18 protein-coding genes and 2 pseudogenes are annotated in these 19,274 nt (G+C 41.9%); 5 read left to right on the top strand and 15 right to left on the bottom strand.

The window, feature by feature from the left end; translation table 11 throughout:
* Positions 1-662 precede the first annotated feature (662 nt).
* From CWM22_01125 to CWM22_01080, 10 genes and pseudogenes are all read right to left on the bottom strand, one after another.
* Positions 663-878 (bottom strand): hypothetical protein, encoded by a 216-nt coding sequence (locus tag CWM22_01125; protein ID AUC90628.1) that lies wholly within the window; start codon positions 876-878, stop codon positions 663-665.
* 159 nt (positions 879-1,037) lie between these two features.
* Positions 1,038-1,301 (bottom strand): hypothetical protein, encoded by a 264-nt coding sequence (locus CWM22_01120; GenBank protein ID AUC90627.1) that lies wholly within the window; start codon positions 1,299-1,301, stop codon positions 1,038-1,040.
* Positions 1,302-1,388: 87 nt separating this feature from the next.
* Complete coding sequence (locus CWM22_01115; protein ID AUC90626.1) at positions 1,389-2,309, bottom strand: hypothetical protein; 921 nt, start codon at positions 2,307-2,309, stop codon at positions 1,389-1,391.
* Positions 2,310-2,451: 142 nt separating this feature from the next.
* The gene (tsaD, locus tag CWM22_01110) at positions 2,452-3,459 is read right to left on the bottom strand and encodes a tRNA (adenosine(37)-N6)-threonylcarbamoyltransferase complex transferase subunit TsaD (GenBank protein AUC90625.1); all 1,008 of its coding nucleotides are present in this window, start codon (positions 3,457-3,459) and stop codon (positions 2,452-2,454) included.
* Positions 3,449-3,889, bottom strand: coding sequence for a ribosomal-protein-alanine N-acetyltransferase (gene rimI / locus CWM22_01105; GenBank protein AUC90624.1), 441 nt, complete (start codon positions 3,887-3,889; stop codon positions 3,449-3,451). The genes tsaD and rimI overlap by 11 nt, the downstream gene beginning before the upstream one ends.
* Complete coding sequence (gene tsaB / locus CWM22_01100; GenBank protein AUC90623.1) at positions 3,886-4,569, bottom strand: tRNA (adenosine(37)-N6)-threonylcarbamoyltransferase complex dimerization subunit type 1 TsaB; 684 nt, start codon at positions 4,567-4,569, stop codon at positions 3,886-3,888. The genes rimI and tsaB overlap by 4 nt, the downstream gene beginning before the upstream one ends.
* Before the next feature lie 103 nt (positions 4,570-4,672).
* Positions 4,673-4,867 (bottom strand): hypothetical protein, encoded by a 195-nt coding sequence (locus CWM22_01095; GenBank protein ID AUC90622.1) that lies wholly within the window; start codon positions 4,865-4,867, stop codon positions 4,673-4,675.
* 8 nt (positions 4,868-4,875) lie between these two features.
* Positions 4,876-6,012 carry a hypothetical protein gene (locus tag CWM22_01090; protein AUC90621.1) on the bottom strand — a complete coding sequence of 379 codons (1,137 nt, stop codon included), beginning with the start codon at positions 6,010-6,012 and terminating at the stop codon, positions 4,876-4,878.
* Positions 6,013-6,102: 90 nt separating this feature from the next.
* Positions 6,103-6,597 (bottom strand): annotated as a pseudogene (locus CWM22_01085) (hypothetical protein).
* A 270-nt stretch (positions 6,598-6,867) separates the two neighbouring features.
* A complete protein-coding gene (locus tag CWM22_01080; protein AUC90620.1) occupies positions 6,868-7,734 on the bottom strand; it encodes a MutR family transcriptional regulator in 867 nt (288 codons plus the stop codon).
* Positions 7,735-8,036: 302 nt separating this feature from the next.
* Here CWM22_01080 and CWM22_01075 point away from each other — a divergent pair, with 302 nt between their 5' ends.
* Positions 8,037-8,267 (top strand): hypothetical protein, encoded by a 231-nt coding sequence (locus tag CWM22_01075; protein AUC90619.1) that lies wholly within the window; start codon positions 8,037-8,039, stop codon positions 8,265-8,267.
* A 3-nt stretch (positions 8,268-8,270) separates the two neighbouring features.
* A complete protein-coding gene (locus CWM22_01070; GenBank protein ID AUC90618.1) occupies positions 8,271-9,950 on the top strand; it encodes a ribonuclease J in 1,680 nt (559 codons plus the stop codon).
* A gap of 222 nt (positions 9,951-10,172) precedes the next feature.
* Here the strand turns inward: CWM22_01070 and glnA are convergent, their stop codons facing one another.
* From glnA to CWM22_01055, 3 genes are all read right to left on the bottom strand, one after another.
* Positions 10,173-11,519 carry a type I glutamate--ammonia ligase gene (gene glnA, locus CWM22_01065; GenBank protein AUC90617.1) on the bottom strand — a complete coding sequence of 449 codons (1,347 nt, stop codon included), beginning with the start codon at positions 11,517-11,519 and terminating at the stop codon, positions 10,173-10,175.
* Between the two features lie 27 nt (positions 11,520-11,546).
* Positions 11,547-11,918, bottom strand: coding sequence for a MerR family transcriptional regulator (locus CWM22_01060; GenBank protein AUC90616.1), 372 nt, complete (start codon positions 11,916-11,918; stop codon positions 11,547-11,549).
* A 75-nt stretch (positions 11,919-11,993) separates the two neighbouring features.
* The gene (locus CWM22_01055) at positions 11,994-12,509 is read right to left on the bottom strand and encodes an aromatic acid exporter family protein (GenBank protein AUC90615.1); all 516 of its coding nucleotides are present in this window, start codon (positions 12,507-12,509) and stop codon (positions 11,994-11,996) included.
* A gap of 546 nt (positions 12,510-13,055) precedes the next feature.
* Between CWM22_01055 and CWM22_01050 the strand changes: the two are divergent.
* Positions 13,056-13,145: pseudogene (locus CWM22_01050) on the top strand (hypothetical protein).
* A gap of 249 nt (positions 13,146-13,394) precedes the next feature.
* On the opposite strand, the gene pgk reads toward CWM22_01050, so the two are convergent.
* Together pgk and gap are read right to left on the bottom strand one after the other, a co-directional pair.
* The gene (gene pgk, locus CWM22_01045; protein AUC90614.1) at positions 13,395-14,594 is read right to left on the bottom strand and encodes a phosphoglycerate kinase; all 1,200 of its coding nucleotides are present in this window, start codon (positions 14,592-14,594) and stop codon (positions 13,395-13,397) included.
* A 145-nt stretch (positions 14,595-14,739) separates the two neighbouring features.
* Entirely contained in the window at positions 14,740-15,750 is a 1,011-nt protein-coding gene (gene gap / locus CWM22_01040; GenBank protein ID AUC90613.1) for a type I glyceraldehyde-3-phosphate dehydrogenase, read from the bottom strand.
* A 406-nt stretch (positions 15,751-16,156) separates the two neighbouring features.
* Here gap and CWM22_01035 point away from each other — a divergent pair, with 406 nt between their 5' ends.
* Positions 16,157-17,278, top strand: a complete 1,122-nt coding sequence (locus CWM22_01035; protein AUC90612.1) for an IS110 family transposase — start codon at positions 16,157-16,159, stop codon at positions 17,276-17,278.
* A 752-nt stretch (positions 17,279-18,030) separates the two neighbouring features.
* Positions 18,031-19,191: a hypothetical protein gene (locus CWM22_01030; protein AUC90611.1), complete on the top strand. Its 1,161-nt coding sequence runs from the start codon at positions 18,031-18,033 to the stop codon at positions 19,189-19,191.
* The last annotated feature ends 83 nt before the right edge of the window (positions 19,192-19,274 follow it).

The raw sequence follows: 19,274 nt of genomic DNA, 5'->3' as shown, positions 1-19,274 counted from the left end.
GCGGATGATAAAACTTGTATATTTATGTAAAGAGAGGAGGTGAGTGCTGGTTTTATATCGGTGCCATAACCTAGTTTGCACACATTTATTCATGTTGATGAAGTTGAACCTTGGCGACTATAGACTTGTCTTGCTGTAAGCGAGGGGGTGTTACATGGATATTGTTGTGTAAAGAGATAGGGTTTGTTATATTTTTATGTTTTTGGGCTGGACGAAACTTTTCCCCTTATATCAATTGTTTAGTTCTCTTGTATAGCAATTTGAATCAAGAGTAGGATAGTTTTGGGTTATTGTATCAGTAGCTCAATCTCAAAATAGTTTTAGAGTCCTCAAGCTGATAAACTTGAACCTGTCCTGTTTCTAATTCAATTTACTATAGTACAGTCATTTGAATTATCTTTGATACATCGTCACTTTCGCCTTGCCATACTTTAGTATAGCCTGCGCCTCAGTTCCTTGTCTGAAAGCTAATTCATTCGACTATACAAGGCACGAGAAAACCCTCGAATGAGCATATTCAGAGGGCTTTGGTAGGTTTTATAAATTTCAGTCTGGGCGATAATCTTGTCGGGTTGAATGGTAAAGTTGCGGTTGCCGAAAAACTCGAACCATTTTTTGACATCGTAGTCGGAAATGGTTTCGGGTTATATGGATAATTTTGGTTAGCTATTCTCGGCTAACTCGCTTTGAAGTTGGAGAACTCGCTCGAGAGGGAGGTTTAAACTGTTCGATATGATATCAATATCAACTCCAGCTAACAATAAATTACGTGCAGAGGTGATTTGAAGTTCTTCACGACCTTCTTCGCGTCCATCTTCAAACGCAGTCACCAAGGTAGCGTAACTAACCTCAAGGCTATCAATTTGCTTATCCCACATATCTTTTTCCTCCTTTGTCCAGCTTGTAAAGTCTAAGGCGTGTTCTGCCTGGGAAATAATCTTGTCAGGTTGAATGGTAAAGTCACGATTGCCGAAAAACTCGAACCATTTTTTGACATCGTAATCGGAAATGGTTTCGGGTTATATGGAGGGCAGATGTTAGCTATTTGCGTTCAACTCACTTTGAAGTTGAAGAACTCGCTCGAGAGGAAGGTTTAAGCTGTTCGATATGACAACAGCATCAAATCCAGCTAGCAATAAATTACGGGCAGAGTATATAAGTCCTTCTTCACGTCCTCGCTCCAACCCTTTCTCCAAGCCTTCTTCACGACCTCGCTCCAGCCCTTTTTCAAATCCGTCTTCCTTGGCAGTCATCAAGGTAGCGTAACTAACCTCAAGGCTATCGATTTGTCTATCCCACATATCTTTTTCCTCCTTTGTCCAAGTTGTAAAATCTAGGGCATGTTCAGCCTGAGATATGATCTTGTCAGGTTGAATAGTAAACCAGCATCAGGTATTGGCGTTCAACTCACTTTGAAGTTGAAGAACTCGCTCGAGAGGAAGGTTTAAGCTGTTCGATATGACAACAGCATCAAATCCAGCTAGCAATAAATTACGGGCAGAGTATATAAGTCCTTCTTCACGACCTTCTTCACGTCCATCTTCAAACGCAGTCACCAAGGTAGCGTAGCTAACTTCAAGGCTATCAATTTGCTTATCCCACATATCTTGTTCCTCCTTTGTCCAAGTTGTAAAATCTAAGGCGTGTTCAGCCTGAGATATGATCTTGTCGGGCTGAATGGTAAAGTTGCGGTTGCCGAAAAATTCGAACCATTTTTTAACATCGTAATCGGAAATGGTTTCGGGTTGGTATTTTTCTAACTCCAGAAAAGCCATTTTCAAGAGGCTGTGGTGCTTGGAGCTAGTTTTGGGTTTGACTGTCAGCTCTTCATTGGTCTCCTCTTCACGCAGGCTAAACACGTGGAAAGGCTTGTCGTCGTCGAAATAATTTTTCTCCAAGAGGGCGATGCCATAAACAGGATAAATCCTCTCGTGAGTGAAGTGGGTGTGACCGTATTCTTGCCGAACCTTTTCAACGTTATCATGCACCTGCGTACAGATGTAGGCCCACAAGCGATTGACAAAGGTCTTTTGCTTGGCAATCTGGATTTCAATGACAACTTGTGTGCCATCGTCCAATTTGACTAAAATGTCCGTCACCGTGTAAAAACCTTTAGGCAAGTCATCATTGGGCAGACGAATCTGATAGCCGTCAAGAAGTTCTACTTCTAAAACAGGCAGGTCCAAAATATCTGAAATAAAAGCCTTGGTCACTTCCGTGTTTTGAAAAATTTTCTTGGCAACCGTGTCTTGTGTTGGTCTTAGTAGGGTATGTCTCAATATCCCACATCCTTTCATTTGATTTTTCATGTTGGAACCAGTTTTTTGGGGTTCTACTTATTTTATTCGAAATCAAATGAAAAACTTTTCTATATATAGTATACCACAAATGAAAAAAGTAACCCACCACAAAATGTGATGAGTTCGTTTCTAGGTACGTATAAAATTTTCTTTACAAATTTTCAAAAGCCAGACTAGGCTTGGCATTGAGGTCCCAGCCAGCAAGGTTTGCCTTATTGTACTCACTGACCGCTGCCAAGGCAATCATACCTGCATTGTCACCGCAGAGTCGAAGCGGGGGAATGATGACCTCCACATCGGTGATTTCAGCCGCCAACCGCTCTCGTAAGCCCTGATTAGCTGCCACACCACCCGCTACGACCAAGGTCTTGACAGGGTATTTCTCCAAGGCCTTCTTGGTCTTGGCCATGAGAATGTCCAAAACACAGGCTTGGAAAGAAGCTGACAGGTCCGCATTGGACAAGCTTTCCCCTTTCTGCTGGGCATTGTGGTAGAGGTTGATAAAGGCGGATTTCAAACCAGAGAAAGAAAACTCCAGATTATCCTCCTTAATCATAGCACGAGGAAAGTCATAAATATCCTGCCCCTCATGTGCCAACTCATCGATGACCCGACCAGCTGGATAGGGCAGACCCATAACCCGTCCCACCTTGTCATAGGCCTCGCCGACCGCATCATCTCGCGTTTCACCGACTATCTTGTAGTCGCCCGCCTCTGACACATAGACCAACTCCGTGTGCCCACCACTGACCAAGAGAGCCAAGAGCGGAAACTCCAATTCCTTGACCGCACGCGCAGCCATCAAATGCCCTGCCATGTGGTTGACAGGAATGAGTGGCAGACCGTTAGCCCAAGCAAATGCCTTGGCAGCCGAAATCCCGACCAACAGGGCACCAACTAATCCTGGACCATAGGTCACAGCCACAGCCGTCAAGTCCTCTGCCGTCACTTCCGCCTCCAACAAGGCCTCCTCGATACAGGCCGTAATCACTTCTACATGGTGACGGCTGGCCACCTCTGGCACCACCCCACCAAACCGCTGGTGGCTGGCAATCTGGCTGGCAATGACGTTGGATAAAAGCTCCGCCTCATTGCGCAAAACAGCCACCGAGGTCTCGTCACAGGAGGTCTCAATCGCCAAAATCAATCTATCTTTCATTCCGTTCTCTCTTCATTATCACCGCGTCCTCGACAGGATGGCGGTAGTAGTCTTTTCGTTTTCCTATTTTGGTAAAATGCTGGCGTGTATAGAGGGCTTGAGCTGCGCTATTGGACTCCCTCACTTCGAGGAAGATGTCTCCATCCCAGTCCATCACAGCAGCCATCAGCTGACTGGCGATTCCCAACCTCTGAAAATCAGCCCTGACTGCAATCTGCAAGATTTCCATCTCATCCAGCACCGTCTGCACAGCCAAAAAACCGACTAGCTCCTGACCCTCATAGGCCAGATAATAATCCTCATCCTGACTCTCCATGCTAGAGGCAATCTGTTCCAAGGTCCATGGAAACTGCTCATAAACCGACTGCATAACTGCCAAAACAGCCTCTGCCAGATTTTCCTGACCATCGTAGTGTTTAATCTCTATCATACACGCTTGATATAACTTTCTGAGCCAGCTTGGTTGTCCTTGAGCCAATTTTCCTCTGCCTCTACTCGCTTGAGATAGTTGGGCTCAAAGCTGGTGACATCTACTGCTGGCAAGTCTTGACCCAGCACCGCCAATTGATAGGCAGTCGGCAGGCTGGTTTGATACTGGGCAGTCGGCAGAGCTTGCTCGATTTGCTCCATAAAGTTTTCTACTTCTCCGACAAAGGTGATGTTTGCTTTGCCAGACAGGCTAGATAGTAAGTCTTCAAAAGACCAGTAGCGGTCTGGCTCGACTGCTCTGCCATTTTCATAAACACCTGCATAGACGCAGTTACGGCGGGCATCGATGAGGGGCACCACCAGACCCGTCAGGCTGGACGGAACCAGGGACTGAAGACTGGATAGCCCCACCAAGTCGATCTTGAGGGTGTAGGCCAAGGTCTTGGCAGTCGCCACCGCCACACGAAGCCCCGTGTAGGAGCCAGGTCCCTGAGCGACCACAACCCGATCCAGGTCTTTGGGTGTCCAGCCCACCTGCGCTACCAAAAAATCGACCACAGGCATGAGGCTGATACTATGATTTTTCTTGACGGCCAGCAGGGTTTCCGCCTGCAAACGACCGTCCTCCACCAAGGCAACCGATAGAGCCTGGTTGGAGCTATCTAAAGCTAGTATTTTCATAAACTTTTCTCTCTTTTCAATGCTACTCTCTATTGTATGCTAACTTGGGGAATTTTTCAAATATAGAAAACCTCCTATGAGTATAGGAGGCAAAAAAATCTCATCAAAAATGAATACTACCGAAATATCCCAGTGTAACAAACAGCATCAACCAGATTGAAAATACAATTTGAAAGAGGGACGTTACGACGACAAATCCTTTTTGTAGCTTGGAAGTAGCCTTAGCAAAGTACCTTGTCGAAAAATAGACTTGAACTCCAACAATAAGGACAACGAACACAATTGAAATTAATTCCATCTAACACCTCACATTTGAGTCGGCAAAATTAACAAGGCAAGAATAACCAGTAACACGTCCGTTACAACGATGTACCGCATATAAGCACCCCGCACCTCACTCTCTTTTCTCGCGGTGAGTATCCCTAGGATTGTCTGGAAAACAAGAAGACCTATCAGAGATAGAGAGAGCACTGTGTAGCTGTTATTTACCAAAGCTTGATGCGTTTCATAACCAGCCAACAATGGAGACTGCTTGCTCTTCACAGACCGTGCACTAAAAAAGTCATCTAGTTGCTTGGTGATTTCTGCATCGGTTTGTCCGACGGAGAGCAAGTGGGCAATTGTCCCCGAAACAAAGGCCGTGCTAAAAGAGGAACCCTCGCTTCGTACAATCCTGTTTTCCATTGACAGCGTTTCTTGAGAGTACGGTGCGTAGTAAGCAATCTCTTCCTGCGGATTCAATAACGTAAAAAATTCATTGTAGGTACCTACGGAGACAACCCCTTCAATCGTCAAAAGAGGGTTTAGGGCCTCTACCTTTTTCAAATCATAAGCTGGGACAACCATATAGCCACCTTGTTGAAGGTAGGCTTCAACCACATCTTCCAATTCTTTACTTGGATTGGTCGCCACCATACTCAGATTCACAACATCAACATGATCTTCAATAGCCTGCTGAACAGCTTTGACAAGGTAGTCATTTTTTATCGTCCCGTCATCATCCGTTACCTTGTAGGAAAACAATCTTGCTTCCGGGCTCAATCCCAGCGTTAGCACATGATTATTCTTAGCACCAATGATACTGGCAATCTTTGTCCCGTGACCAATGGTATCAAAGACAGAGGTTGAAGTGGAAAAAACTTGCATATCCTCAACATAAAACTCATCTACCGCTTCTTCCCTTATACCAGAGTCAATGATAGCAACTCTGACCTCCTGAGTCGGCTTTGCTGTCGGATCAATGTTGGGATAATAACGCGATGTTCCCCAACCTGTATGCTGGTGGTTAAGTGGAAAACCCGAAAATTGACCAAGTGGATTGGAAACCAGCCCCTCTCTAAATACCACCGCACAAACCAAGGCAAGAAGACAACTAACAAGCCCAAACAGTCTTAGTATTTTTTGAATCAACCTGCAACTCCTTCTAATTTTATACAAACACATTTATTAATGTCTATGCCAATATGGACTGTGACCAATCCTAGGAGAACAATTTCTATATAAATCCGCTCTACAGTAACGCAAATTGGGATTCTTAATGATAGATTCATAAACACATTGGCTAACAACTGCCATAGCTATGTTACAATCTGAGGTAATAAAATTTTGGTATCCCCAACCATTATCATCTAAACAGTATGGAAGACCACCGCCTGAAAGAATTGCATCTGAATTTTCTGCGGTCTTATCAATATATACCATTGATAACGGTACCTTCATATCAGAATGATTGTAATCCATAGTGGCTTCAATCATACCTTTAATACTCTCCACCTCATCAGGAGTCGCATTCGGAAAAGCCTCATTTGGTAGATCTAAGATTTCTTCAAAACTATATAGAGGCTCCGTCTGTGCTGCAACCTCTATTTGTTGCTCCACAATCAACTGACCTTCAGCCATTTCACTAATAACAACAGCCTCAGAATGGTCTCCGTGACTAGAGTGGTCTCCATGAGACTCAGCAAACACTAAAGAAGCTGGAAAAACCAATGAAAACAGCATAGTAACTGCTAAGAACTTCTTTTTCATAAAACTACTCCTATCTTTTTTATAGTACATCTACATTGTATCATCTTCAAAACGAAATAAAGTCCACTTACAAATCTGTAAGTCAATTTTTTAAACTTACAAATATGTAAGTCATTTTAACAAATAAAATGTTGTGCTATACTAAAAAGAAAAAGAGGTGCGTTCTATGAAAAAGAATATATCAATTATTGTACTCGCTTTGTTGCTATCAATTCCAATCGTTATTGACCCATTATCCAATCCTGTCCCCATTCTCCTAACTTCTTATTTTTAAGACTCAAATCTTAAAAAATGAACCCGGATAATCGAAGCTGTCTGATCATCTATCAATTCCTGTATAGATTGAATGTAGGTTTCGATTATCTCTTTTTCTTTGTCTGAACGACCATTTTCGATATAGTCCAATAGCAGACGATAATAGCGAGCCATTATCTTTACAAAGGTATCTTTAAAACTAATCATAGACTCCATTTTATCTAAGTAATAGGAAACTTGAGAGTATATTCCTCTATCAAATAATTCCGAAATCGTATTGAGTAACGTAGATTTTATAAGTTCCTGATGTTTCCTAAGTTTATTAAAAGATTTTTCTTCCTTACATAAGTCATGAGCAAAATACAATAACATCCGATTATTCAACAACATCTGTGCATTCATAAATAGATAAAGCTCAAAACTTGTCCACTCCTCAATAGCGAAGAGATAGTCTGCCAAATATTGCCTATCTTCTTCTTCAACATTATCTATCCCTTCTAAAGCGACTAAAGCGACCTTGATAACAATAGCATTAAGCCGAGAGTAAAGTTCTCCTTCATCTGCTAACAAATCTGATGTTAATAAAGCTTTCAAAGCTTCTTTGTCCTGCTGGTAATACAAATCTGAGATGAGATTGGCCAGCTCGATATGAGGTGCTTCTTTATATCCATGGTATTTGTAAGTAAATTCTTCCATGGTCATGTTAATACCCTCGACAGCCACGATTAACTTATCCGCTGCCAACATGGATTTTCCCGATTCAAAGCGTGACAACTGGGCTGCTGTAAAGTCTCCACCGACAACATCCTTTTGCTTAACCAAGCGAGAATTTCGGAGTTCCCTGTAAAATTCGCCTAAACTCATTTGTGGTACTGTGCCCATGACTCATCCCCTTTCTTGATGTATTGAAAATCCGCTTACATTTATTATAATATCCAAATATATTTTTGTCAATTTCACTTATTATTCTGCCAAATGACTGCTTGTTTCTGAAAATCATGACACTTTTCCATTTTCCTACCAAACCCTTTTACCATCAGCATATTTTATGGTATAATGAAGAGTAATATTTAGACTGAATAAATTGACAACTCGAGAAAATTGAATAAGCATTACCAGACAGCCCCAACTGTTTGGGGCTTTTTTCATAGTTGCCAGTCAAAAAGAAAGGAACTATACTACACATGATTTATAAAGTATTCTATCAAGAATCAAAAATTAGCCCACGTCGCGAGCAAACACGTGCTCTTTATCTAGACATCGATGCTGCGTCAGAATTGGAAGGTCGTATTATCGCGCGTGAATTGGTGGAAACCAACCGCCCTGAATACAACATCGAATTTATTGACCTCTTATCGGACAATCATCTTGAATACGAGAAAGAGCACGCAGATTTCAAAATTACGGAGTTTTAATCCATGTCATCAGTCAATCTAAAACCTCATGAAGTTGGCGTTTTCGCCATCGGTGGTTTGGGAGAAATCGGGAAAAATACCTACGGTATCGAGTATAAGGATGAAATTCTCATCGTCGATGCGGGTATCAAGTTCCCAGAAGATGACCTATTGGGTATTGACTACGTTATCCCAGACTACTCCTACATCGTTGAAAACCTAGACCGCGTTAAAGGTCTGGTTATTACCCACGGGCACGAAGACCACATCGGAGGCATTCCCTTCTTGCTCAAGCAAGCCAATGTCCCAATCTATGCTGGACCTTTGGCCCTCGCCCTTATCCGTGGCAAATTGGAAGAACACGGACTGCTCCGTGATGCGACCTTGCATGAAATCAATCATAATACAGAGTTGACCTTCAAGCACCTCAAAGTCAGCTTCTTCCGCACCACCCACTCCATTCCAGAACCACTTGGTATCGTCGTTGATACACCTCAAGGGAAAATCGTCTGTACCGGTGACTTCAAGTTCGACTTCACTCCTGTTGGTGAGCCAGCTGACTTGCACCGCATGGCCGCACTCGGTGAAGAAGGCGTTCTCTGCCTCCTATCCGACTCGACAAATGCTGAAGTCCCAACCTTTACCAACTCGGAAAAAGTGGTCGGCCAGTCCATTATGAAACTGATTGAAGGTATTCACGGACGCATTATCTTTGCCTCCTTCGCCTCCAACATCTTCCGTCTCCAACAAGCTGCGGATGCAGCGGTTAAGACCGGACGCAAGATCGCTGTCTTTGGACGTTCCATGGAAAAAGCCATTGTTAACGGTATCGAGCTCGGCTACATCAAGGTTCCAAAAGACACCTTTATCGAACCAAACGAGATCAAAGAATACCCTGCCAGCGAGATTATGATTCTCTGTACAGGTAGCCAAGGCGAGCCTATGGCTGCCCTCTCCCGCATTGCCCACGGTACTCACCGTCAGGTGCAACTCCAGCCGGGCGATACGGTTATTTTCTCGTCCAGTCCTATTCCGGGAAATACCACAGGTGTCAACAAGCTCATCAATATCTTGATTGAAGCCGGTGTCGATGTGATTCACGGCAAGATTAACAACATCCATACCTCTGGACACGGTGGCCAGCAAGAACAAAAACTCATGCTCCGCCTGATTAAGCCAAAATACTTCATGCCTGTCCACGGCGAATACCGTATGCAAAAAATCCATGCCAGTCTGGCAGTTGATACTGGCGTGCCAAAGGACAACATCTTCATCATGGAAAACGGCGATGTCCTAGCACTGACCAAGGATTCTGCACGATTGGCCGGTAAGTTCAATGCTCAAGACATCTACGTGGACGGAAACCGCATTGGTGAAATCGGTGCAGCTGTCCTCAAAGACCGCCGTGACCTCTCAGAAGACGGCGTCGTCCTTGCAGTAGCCACTGTCGATTTTAATTCTAAGATGATATTAGCAGGACCAGACATCCTCAGTCGCGGTTTTATCTATATGAGAGAATCTGGCGAGCTCATTCGCGAAAGCCAACGCGTTCTCTTCAACGCTATCCGCATCGCTATGCGTAATAAAGACGCAAATATCCAAACAGTCAACGGCGCCATCGTCAATGCCCTACGACCATTCCTATACGAAAAAACAGAGCGTGAACCAATCATTATCCCAATGATTCTGACGCCTGACCGATAACACACTAAAATCCCAGAGGTTAAATCTCTGGGATTTATTTTATATTAACAAGATAATCCAGCTTGAAAAAAGACCGATTTCAAGCTCATGTCCATCCCCTCGCCCTGCTATTTATTAGCTCAGACTGAAACAGTCTCTTCCCAGACTATTTCACTCCACTGGACCATTACTCGCTCTCAAATTTCTAAGCTCATGAACAAAGGACCCGTCGGGGTCCTTTGTTTAATACATATCCAAATAGTTGTCGATTTCCCATTGAGAAACGTAGGTTGCATAGCTTGCCCATTCGATTTTCTTAGCTTCCAAGAAATTCGTATAGATATGATCACCTAGAGCTGCACGAACTACCTCGTCTTCACGGAGAGCTTTCAATGCATTGTGAAGAGTTGAAGGAAGATCAGTGATACCTGCTTCACGACGCTCCTCATCAGACATTGCATAGATATTAGATTCTACTGGTGCTGGTGCTTCAATTTTATTTTGAATACCTTCCAAGCCAACTTCCAATAGAACTGCCATAGCTAAGTATGGGTTGGCAGTTGGATCAACCGAGCGCAATTCCAAACGAGTTCCCATTCCACATGATGCAGGTACGCGAACCAATGGTGAGCGGTTTTTACCAGCCCAAGCAATATACACAGGAGCTTCAAAGCCTGGAACCAAACGCTTGTAAGAGTTCACTGTCGGGTTTGTAATAGCAGTATAGTTATAAGCATGCTTAATCAAACCACCAAGGAAATGGTAAGCAGTTTGAGACAGCTGCATACCGCGAGGATCTTCTGGATCAAAGAAGGCATTGTTTCCATCCTTGTCAAAGAGTGACATGTTACAGTGCATACCTGAACCAGCGATACCATATTTTGGCTTAGCCATAAAGGTTGCATACATACCATGTTTACGGGCAATCGTTTTAACAACCAACTTGAAAAGTTGAATCTTATCACAAGCACTCAAAACATCATCGTATTTGAAGTCAATTTCATGCTGACCAACGGCACACTCGTGGTGACTTGCTTCTACTTCAAAGCCCATTTGAGTAAGGACATTCACAATTTCACGACGGGTATTATCTGCTAAATCTGTTGGAGCTAGGTCAAAATAACCACCTTTGTCGTTCACTTCAAGGGTTGGATTTCCTTGCTCATCCATCTTGAAGAGGAAGAATTCTGGCTCTGGACCCAAATTGAATGAAGAAAATCCAAGTTCTTCCATGTGGCGAAGGGCTTTTTTCAAGTTACCACGAGGATCACCAGCAAATGGCTCACCTGAAGTTGAATAAACATCACAGATCAAACCCGCTACTGAACCATTTTCATCACCCCAGGGGAAGATTGTCCAAGTATTCAAGTCTGGGTAAAGGTACATATCTGATTCATTAATACGTACAAACCCTTCGATTGATGAACCATCAAACATGACCTTGTTTGATAATACCTTATCAACCTGCTCATCAGTTGCTGGAATCTCTACGTTTTTCATCACTCCCATAATATCTGTGAACATCAGACGCAGGAAGGTAACGTTTTTCTCTTTAATATCGCGTTTGATATCTGCCACTGTGAATGCCATTAGTTTTCTCCTCTATTTAAAAAGTAATTACGATGAACGGAAAATGGAACTAGGACTTGAAAAGCGTCCTTGACGACTGAATTCATCATGTAAGATACGACGGACATCTTCGTCCGTCAAGGTTTTCTGTTGTTTTTGAACCTTAGCTTTCGCTTCACGATTTGCATATTCCTTCTTAATCGCAGCTATATTCAAACCTTCAGCTAGAAAATCCTTGATTTCAAGAAGTAAGTCCATATCATTTAGAGAATACAAGCGACGATTCCCTTCATTTCGATCAGGCTTTATCAATCCATGATCTTCATAGTAACGAATCTGACGGGCTGTTAGGTCGGTCAATTTCATAACGCTGCCAATTGGAAAAATGGCCAGGGAACGACGGAACTCTCTTTCTCTCATAATGAACTCCTTTCTGCCTACCATTATAGGAGAATTTTTTTTTTAGGTCAATAGGCGATGTTATATTTTATAACATTATTTATCCTGAAAACGTTTTTTTATAACATTCACATCATAATTAACTAGAATCGCAATGAAAACTCCGATAAAGGTTTCAAATACACGAATAAACACATATTGAATCGTATCACCAGCAGGAATCGACAATGTAATAATTAATAAAGCTGATACACCACCAATAATTCCCGCTTTATTATTCATCGCCACATTTGTCATAATCGTTAACATGACAAATATCGGAACAAAAACCGCAGTTACCCAAAAATGATCTAAGAATAACCTATCCAAAATAAAGAAAAGTAGCGCATAAAAACCGCCAATAGAATTACCCAGAATACGAGAAGCTCCAAAATGGACACTCTGATCGAAGTCTTCTCGTAAACTAAACACAGCCGTCAAAGCCGCAATCTGAATCCCTTCCCAGCCCATATAGCCAAAGAGTAGAATAACTAGAAAGACTGCTAAACCCGATTTGAACGTCCGCATCCCCAACCGAAATTTCTTTGGATCAAATGTATATTTTTTAAACATACCTCTATTCTAACATGATTTCGGAAAATAGAATAGCAAATACCTGCCCAGCTTTTCTTTTCTCCTAAGCTCGACTGGAGAAGCCTCCTGTTCACGCCAGCTTTTCGAAAAACCCAATAATCTGCTACTTTAAATCAGCTGCAAGAAGGAACCCAGAAGTAAGACAAACAAATAGACGCTGCAAAAAAACAACGTCTTTTCTACATTTATATTTTTGTCGCAGTAGCTGAATGGGAGTTGTGACCAAGATTCAGCCTTGCGGGGTTCAAATAGCACAGTGGACTATTTGAAGTTATCACCAAGAAAAATCAAAGTAACAATCTACGGAATCATTTTTGACAGAAGCTTCGCTTCTTCTATTTCTAACCTCAACATATCTCCCAGATATTTTGAGCTGACTTACCGCCTATTTTTCAGTCAAAGCTGCACCTAGCCAGTCTTTCTAGGTCACACTTCCCAGAAAGACTAGGCATGGCACTAGAAGCTGGGCATAAAGTCCAGCATCGCTTCTTAGAGTTCGTGTCAACATCTCAGCGCAGTGGTTGATTGGCAGATTTGTTCGTGTTTTACACTCTAAATCTGACCTATACGACTGATGCGAACAGAGTTCGCTTCATTTCCAACCTCAAACTGTCTCCCAGACAGTTTGAGCTGTGCGGGGGTGGGAGTGAAACAGTCTATCCCCAGACTGTTTCAGCTCAACAACTGGAAATAAGGACTTGTTGACGAACTCTTTTTTTGACTAGTCGAGTTCTTTCCCACTCCCGTCGCAAGTCCTGGAAGCACTTTACACCTTGCTAGACTTTCTAACTCGCTTAGCTTCGTAGAAATGCTACGCGATGCACTAGAAAAGAGTTGGTCTCCCAACTCTTTTCATCGCATTTTTTACTTTTCAGTCAAAGCTGCAAGTCCTGGAAGCACTTTACCTTCGAGGAGTTCCATTGATGCACCACCACCAGTTGAGATCCATGAGAACTTATCTGCACGGCCAAGGTTGATAGCTGCTGCTGCTGAGTCACCACCACCGATGATTGATTTCACGCCTGGTTGTTTCACGATAGCGTCCATTACACCGATTGTACCAGCTTGGAAGTCTGGGTTTTCAAATACACCCATAGGTCCGTTCCAAACAACTGTTTTGGCACCAGTCAACGCTTCGTCAAACTTAGCGATTGACTTAGGACCGATGTCAAGACCAAGGAAGCCTTCTGAAACTGCTTCACCTTCTGTGTCGCGAACTTCAGTGTAGCCAGCAAATGCGTTAGCTTCTTTTGAGTCAACTGGCAAGATCAATTTACCGTTAGCTTTTTCAAGAAGTGCTTTTGCCACATCAAGCTTGTCTTCTTCTACAAGTGAGTTACCGATTTCGATACCTTGAGCTTTGTAGAATGTGTAAGTCATACCACCACCGATAAGAACTTTGTCAGCTTTTTCAAGAAGGTTCTCGATAACACCGATCTTATCAGATACTTTTGAACCACCAAGAATTGCCACGAATGGGCGCTCTGGAGTTTCAACAGCTTCTTGGATGTAAGCAATTTCGTTTTCCAAAAGGAAACCAGCTACTGCTTTTTCTACATTTGCTGAGATACCAACGTTTGATGCGTGCGCACGGTGTGCAGTACCAAATGCATCGTTAACGAAGATACCATCACCAAGTGAAGCCCAGTATTTACCAAGTTCTTCGTCGTTTTTAGATTCTTTCTTACCATCAACATCTTCGAAACGAGTGTTTTCAACAAGGAGAACTTGTCCATCTTCCAAAGCATTGATAGCTGCTTCTAATTCAGCACCACGAGTAGCACCTGCGATGAAAGCAACGTCTTGACCCAATTTAGCTGCCAAGTCAGCTGCTACAGGAGCCAATGATTTACCTTCTTTGTCAGCTTCTTCTTTCACACGACCAAGGTGAGAGAAAAGAATTGCACGTCCACCTTGCTCAAGAATATACTTGATAGTTGGAAGAGCAGCTGTAATACGGTTATCGTTTGTGATAACGCCATCTTTCAAAGGCACGTTGAAGTCCACACGAACAAGAACTTTTTTGCCTTTCAATTCTACATCTTTAACAGTCAATTTTGCCATTAGATAAGAACTCCTTAAATTATATTTACTTTACCATTGTATCATATTTTCTGTATTTTTTCTTGCATAAAGATATTTTTTTCACAAATCTTCAAAAAGAACGAATGAAAAAAGAGGCCGAAGCCTCTTCGATTTTCACTAAGGATTATTTAGCGATTTTTGCGAAGTACTCAAGAGTACGAACAAGTTGTGCAGTGTAAGACATTTCGTTGTCGTACCATGAAACAACTTTTACCAATTGCTCGCCATCAACTTCGATAACTTTAGTTTGAGTTGCATCAAACAATGAACCGAATGAGATACCTACGATATCTGAAGATACGAGTTGGTCTTCAGTGTAACCAAATGATTCAGTAGCAGCAGCTTTCATAGCAGCGTTTACTTCTTCAGCAGTTACTTTCTTGTCAAGAGTTGCAACCAATTCAGTTACAGAACCTGTTGGAACTGGAACACGTTGTGCAGCACCGTCAAGTTTACCGTTCAATTCTGGGATTACCAAGCCGATAGCTTTAGCAGCACCAGTTGAGTTAGGAACTATGTTTGCAGCAGCAGCACGTGCACGACGAAGGTCACCACCACGGTGTGGTCCGTCAAGAACCATTTGGTCACCAGTGTAAGCGTGGATTGTAGTCATCAAACCTTTTTGAACGCCAAATGCATCGTGAAGAGCTTTAGCCATTGGTGCCAAACAGTTTGTAGTACATGAAGCACCTGAGATAACTGTTTCAGTACCATCAAGGATGTCGTGGTTAGTGTTGAAAACAACAGTCTTAACATCGTTACCACCAGGAGCAGTGATAACAACTTTTTTAGCACCGTTAGCGTGGATGTGTTGCTCAGCTTTTTCTTTAGAAGCAAAGAAACCTGTAGCTTCCAAAACGATATCTACGCCATCAGTAGCCCAGTCGATGTTTCCTGGCTCGCGCTCTGCAGAAACTTTAACGAATTTACCGTTAACTTCGAAACCACCGTCTTTAACTTCAACAGTACCGTCGAAACGACCTTGAGTTGTGTCATATTTCAACAAGTGTGCAAGCATTACTGGATCTGTAAGGTCGTTGATACGAGTAACTTCAACACCTTCTACGTTTTGGATACGACGGAAAGCAAGACGACCGATACGTCCGAAACCGTTAATACCAACTTTAACTACCATGAATGATTTCCTCCTTATGAAAATCGAGTTCTTTATTTTAAAAGGCAAGCCTTTTAATCCTTTTGTGAAAATATTAACTTGTAAGCCTACAAGCATCTTTTCAACGTTCTTATTATATAACTATTTACCGAAAATTGCAAGAGTTTGCATACTTAAATCATGTCCACATACCTTTTCTTGTATTTACAAACTCTTACAAACTCTAAAAGATTATTCATTGTATTTGCAGTCATCTATTTCAAGGCAAGTTTTCTACTCAATAATATAGCATATCAATTCACAATCTGATAGATTATAGACAATATGTAAAGACCCCCAGTTGAGAATTCGTGGATTTACCTGTACACTAGAATAAAAAAACAATCAACTTCTAACAGGAATTACCACACTCAATTGGAGGTCTTATATGTTTCATTTTACCACACTTTTCATCGGAATGGATGTTCACAAAGAAAGTTTTTCACTCTGCTATTATGATATGATGGCGAATCAATTCAAACATAGCACTAAAGTTGGTCCAAATGTTAGCTATATTGTGAACTATGTGAATGAGCTTCGTCGTTTATATGGTCAAGATGCAGAAGTGTTATGTGGCTACGAAGCCGGATGTCTTGGATTTACCCTATATCACCAGCTACAAGCTCACGGGATTCCCTGTATCGTGATGGCGCCTACAACGGTGATGAAGGAAGGATCTAAGCGTGTTAAGACTGATAAAAAAGATGCAGCTCAACTCGCAAAAGCTCTGGCCTTTCGTAGCTATCGGCCTGTTCATATTCCTACTGTTGAGGATGAACAAGTCAAAGAATATATCCGCATGAGAACAGACCACAAAGTGGCTCTGAAGAAAATCAAACAACAAATTCTTGCCTTCTGTCTCCGACATGATTTTCGCTATACCGAGGGAAGCAGTAATTGGACACAGAAACATGTCCGCTGGCTCCGTTCCCTAAATCCTGATGGACTTTATGCAGAGATTTTGACAGAATATCTATTGACCTATGAGAAATTAGTAGATCAAATAGAACGGTATGATGCACGAATTGAGCAACTGGGTCAAAGCGACAGTTACCAAGAGAAGGTCTCACGGCTTTCTTGCTTTATTGGCATTAAAACACTAACTGCTCTTTCCATTGTGACAGAAATCGGTGATTTTAATCGCTTTGCGACAGCTCAACATTTTGCTTCTTATCTTGGGCTAACTCCTAGCGAAAATTCTAGCGGCGACAAGGAGAGAAGAGGTGCTATCACCAAAGCTGGGAATAGCCATGCGAGACGACTTCTGATAGAAGCTGCACAATCATTGGCTAAGGGGACGATTGGGTATAAATCCAAAGAATTGAAAAGGAGACAAAGTGGAAACCGAGTGGAGGTGATTGCTTATGCGGATAAGGCTAATGAACGCTTAAGAAGACGTTATCGCACACTTGTTCTAGGAAAAAATAAGAAACAAAATGTTGCTAAAACAGCTATTGCACGAGAATTGTCTGGTTTTATTTGGGGGATGATGACAGGAAGAATAGCTTGAAGTTAGCGCTTGTTTTCATGTACACTTTTGACCATTAAGTTTTATCATCGCAGAGCGATGAGGAATCCCTATTTCTATCCAAAATCACTGGGTGAATTTGGACAGAAATAAGGATTGAAATCATGTTTGAATGGAAAGTATCTTGAAGGAGTTTAGGACTTCAAGGTTTGAGTCATCTACGAAATGACTAAGTGGCACAATTGTGATCCACGCTTATAGAGAGTAGGACTCGCGGCAGAACCATTGACCTGTAGGTAACCAATCCACGAATATCAGAGTGGCCAATGCCCGAAGCTAAGAACTAGGCTCTTTCTAGATACTTTTCATTTTTTAATCAGTTCGATTGTTTTTACTTGACAAAGGGCTTTACATATCAGTCATTTGAATTAACTTTGATACATCGTCACTTTCGGCTTGCCGTACTCTGCAGAAGTGACTTGCTTTGCAAGTTATATCTCCAACCTAGCACAGCCACTAGGCTGTGCTAGCAACCTGCACCTCAGTTCCTTGTCTGAAAGCTAATTCATTCGACTATACTTTTTTGAATTTTCCGTATTTTCCTATCTTCAAAAGCAACATACTCTACATTTCTGGTTCAAATTTTTTTGAAAATATATTGAAAAAGTGCGGAGCTAGAAATTGGTTTTGTGCATTTTCTGAATGACTATTTTTACAATCCTTTCTAACTCAATTGAAAAAAAATAAAAAATGTTACAATAGTAATTAACATATTTTAGAAAGTATAATACGTAATGCGAACAACCCATTCAGAGAGCATTAAAAGACGCTCATTGAAAAGATTACATCGTTCAAAATGGAAAAAAATAGTTATCAGCACTATCATACCTCTAATCTGCTTTGGAATTTGGTACGGAGTCAGCTTTGCCACCGCTTCTATTCAAACCAAATTAGCGGATTTTTTTCCAAACCATGTACAAACCATTTATAACCTTTCAGTTGCTCTTTTATACAGTAACCTAGTTTTTACAATCACACTTCCTTTATGGATTTGGTGGAAAATCCTATTCAACGAAAGATTTACATGGTGGAAACCTTCCTCCCTTCTATTTATTCTCCTACCAGCATTCCCTGTTTTCTTATTAGCTGGATTTGAAGCAGCCTCCCATCTTCCAAAATCTCCTCTTATTATCTCCCACCGTGCTTTAAACGACCACCAAGCCATCGAAAATACCGTTGAAGCAGTCCAATTAGCTAGCGAAAGCAACCCAGATTATATTGAAATTGATCTTTGGGAAACTGCTGATTTAGAATTCGTTGCTTTTCATGACCCAACTTTGATTAATTGGGCCGGACTAGACTACCGTCCTCATGATTTAACTTTAGCAAGTTTAACAGAAACAAGGATAACGGATGCAGCAGGACATACTGCTCAAATCGCAAGTTTTGACCAGATTCTAGCTGAAGCAACTGCGAGAAAACAGAAACTCTTAATTGATTTTAAAACTTCAGACCAAGATAGCCCGCAGATGGTGGACAATTTCATGAAGAAGTATCAAAAACGTTTTGAAGAAGAAGGTCATCAACTTCAGTCTGGTAGTTATGATTTCATGAAATCCGCCCTCTCCTACTCTCCAAAGTTTGAAACTTACCTATTGATGAGCAGTCCTCCAGAAAATGAACTACCAAATTTGACAGGTTATAGCGTCCCCTTAGACCAACTCACAGATGAATTGCTCAATTATATTTGCAAATCGGGAAAATCTTTCTACGTATGGACTGTCAATACTCCTGAAGGAGTACAACAAGCAGACTCCATAGAAGTAGATGGCATCATCACCGACTACCCAACTCGTACACAAACAGTTTTATCTGGTCTATCACAAGCCAATAAATACACAAAACTGTATCAAGAACAATTACAATATTTTAAAATATTCCCCATCCAGGAATAATGATTTTGTCTTAAGAGAGATGCGAAAATGTCCACTTGATTATTTAGCATCCACTTCGTTTGTCCGACTTCCACGTGCCACAG

The organism is Streptococcus suis, from assembly GCA_002831545.1.
Classification (GTDB): Bacteria; Bacillota; Bacilli; order Lactobacillales; family Streptococcaceae; genus Streptococcus; species Streptococcus suis_P.
The sequence above is the reverse complement of the archived record's forward strand: the minus strand, read 5'-3'. Positions and strand labels throughout refer to the sequence as shown.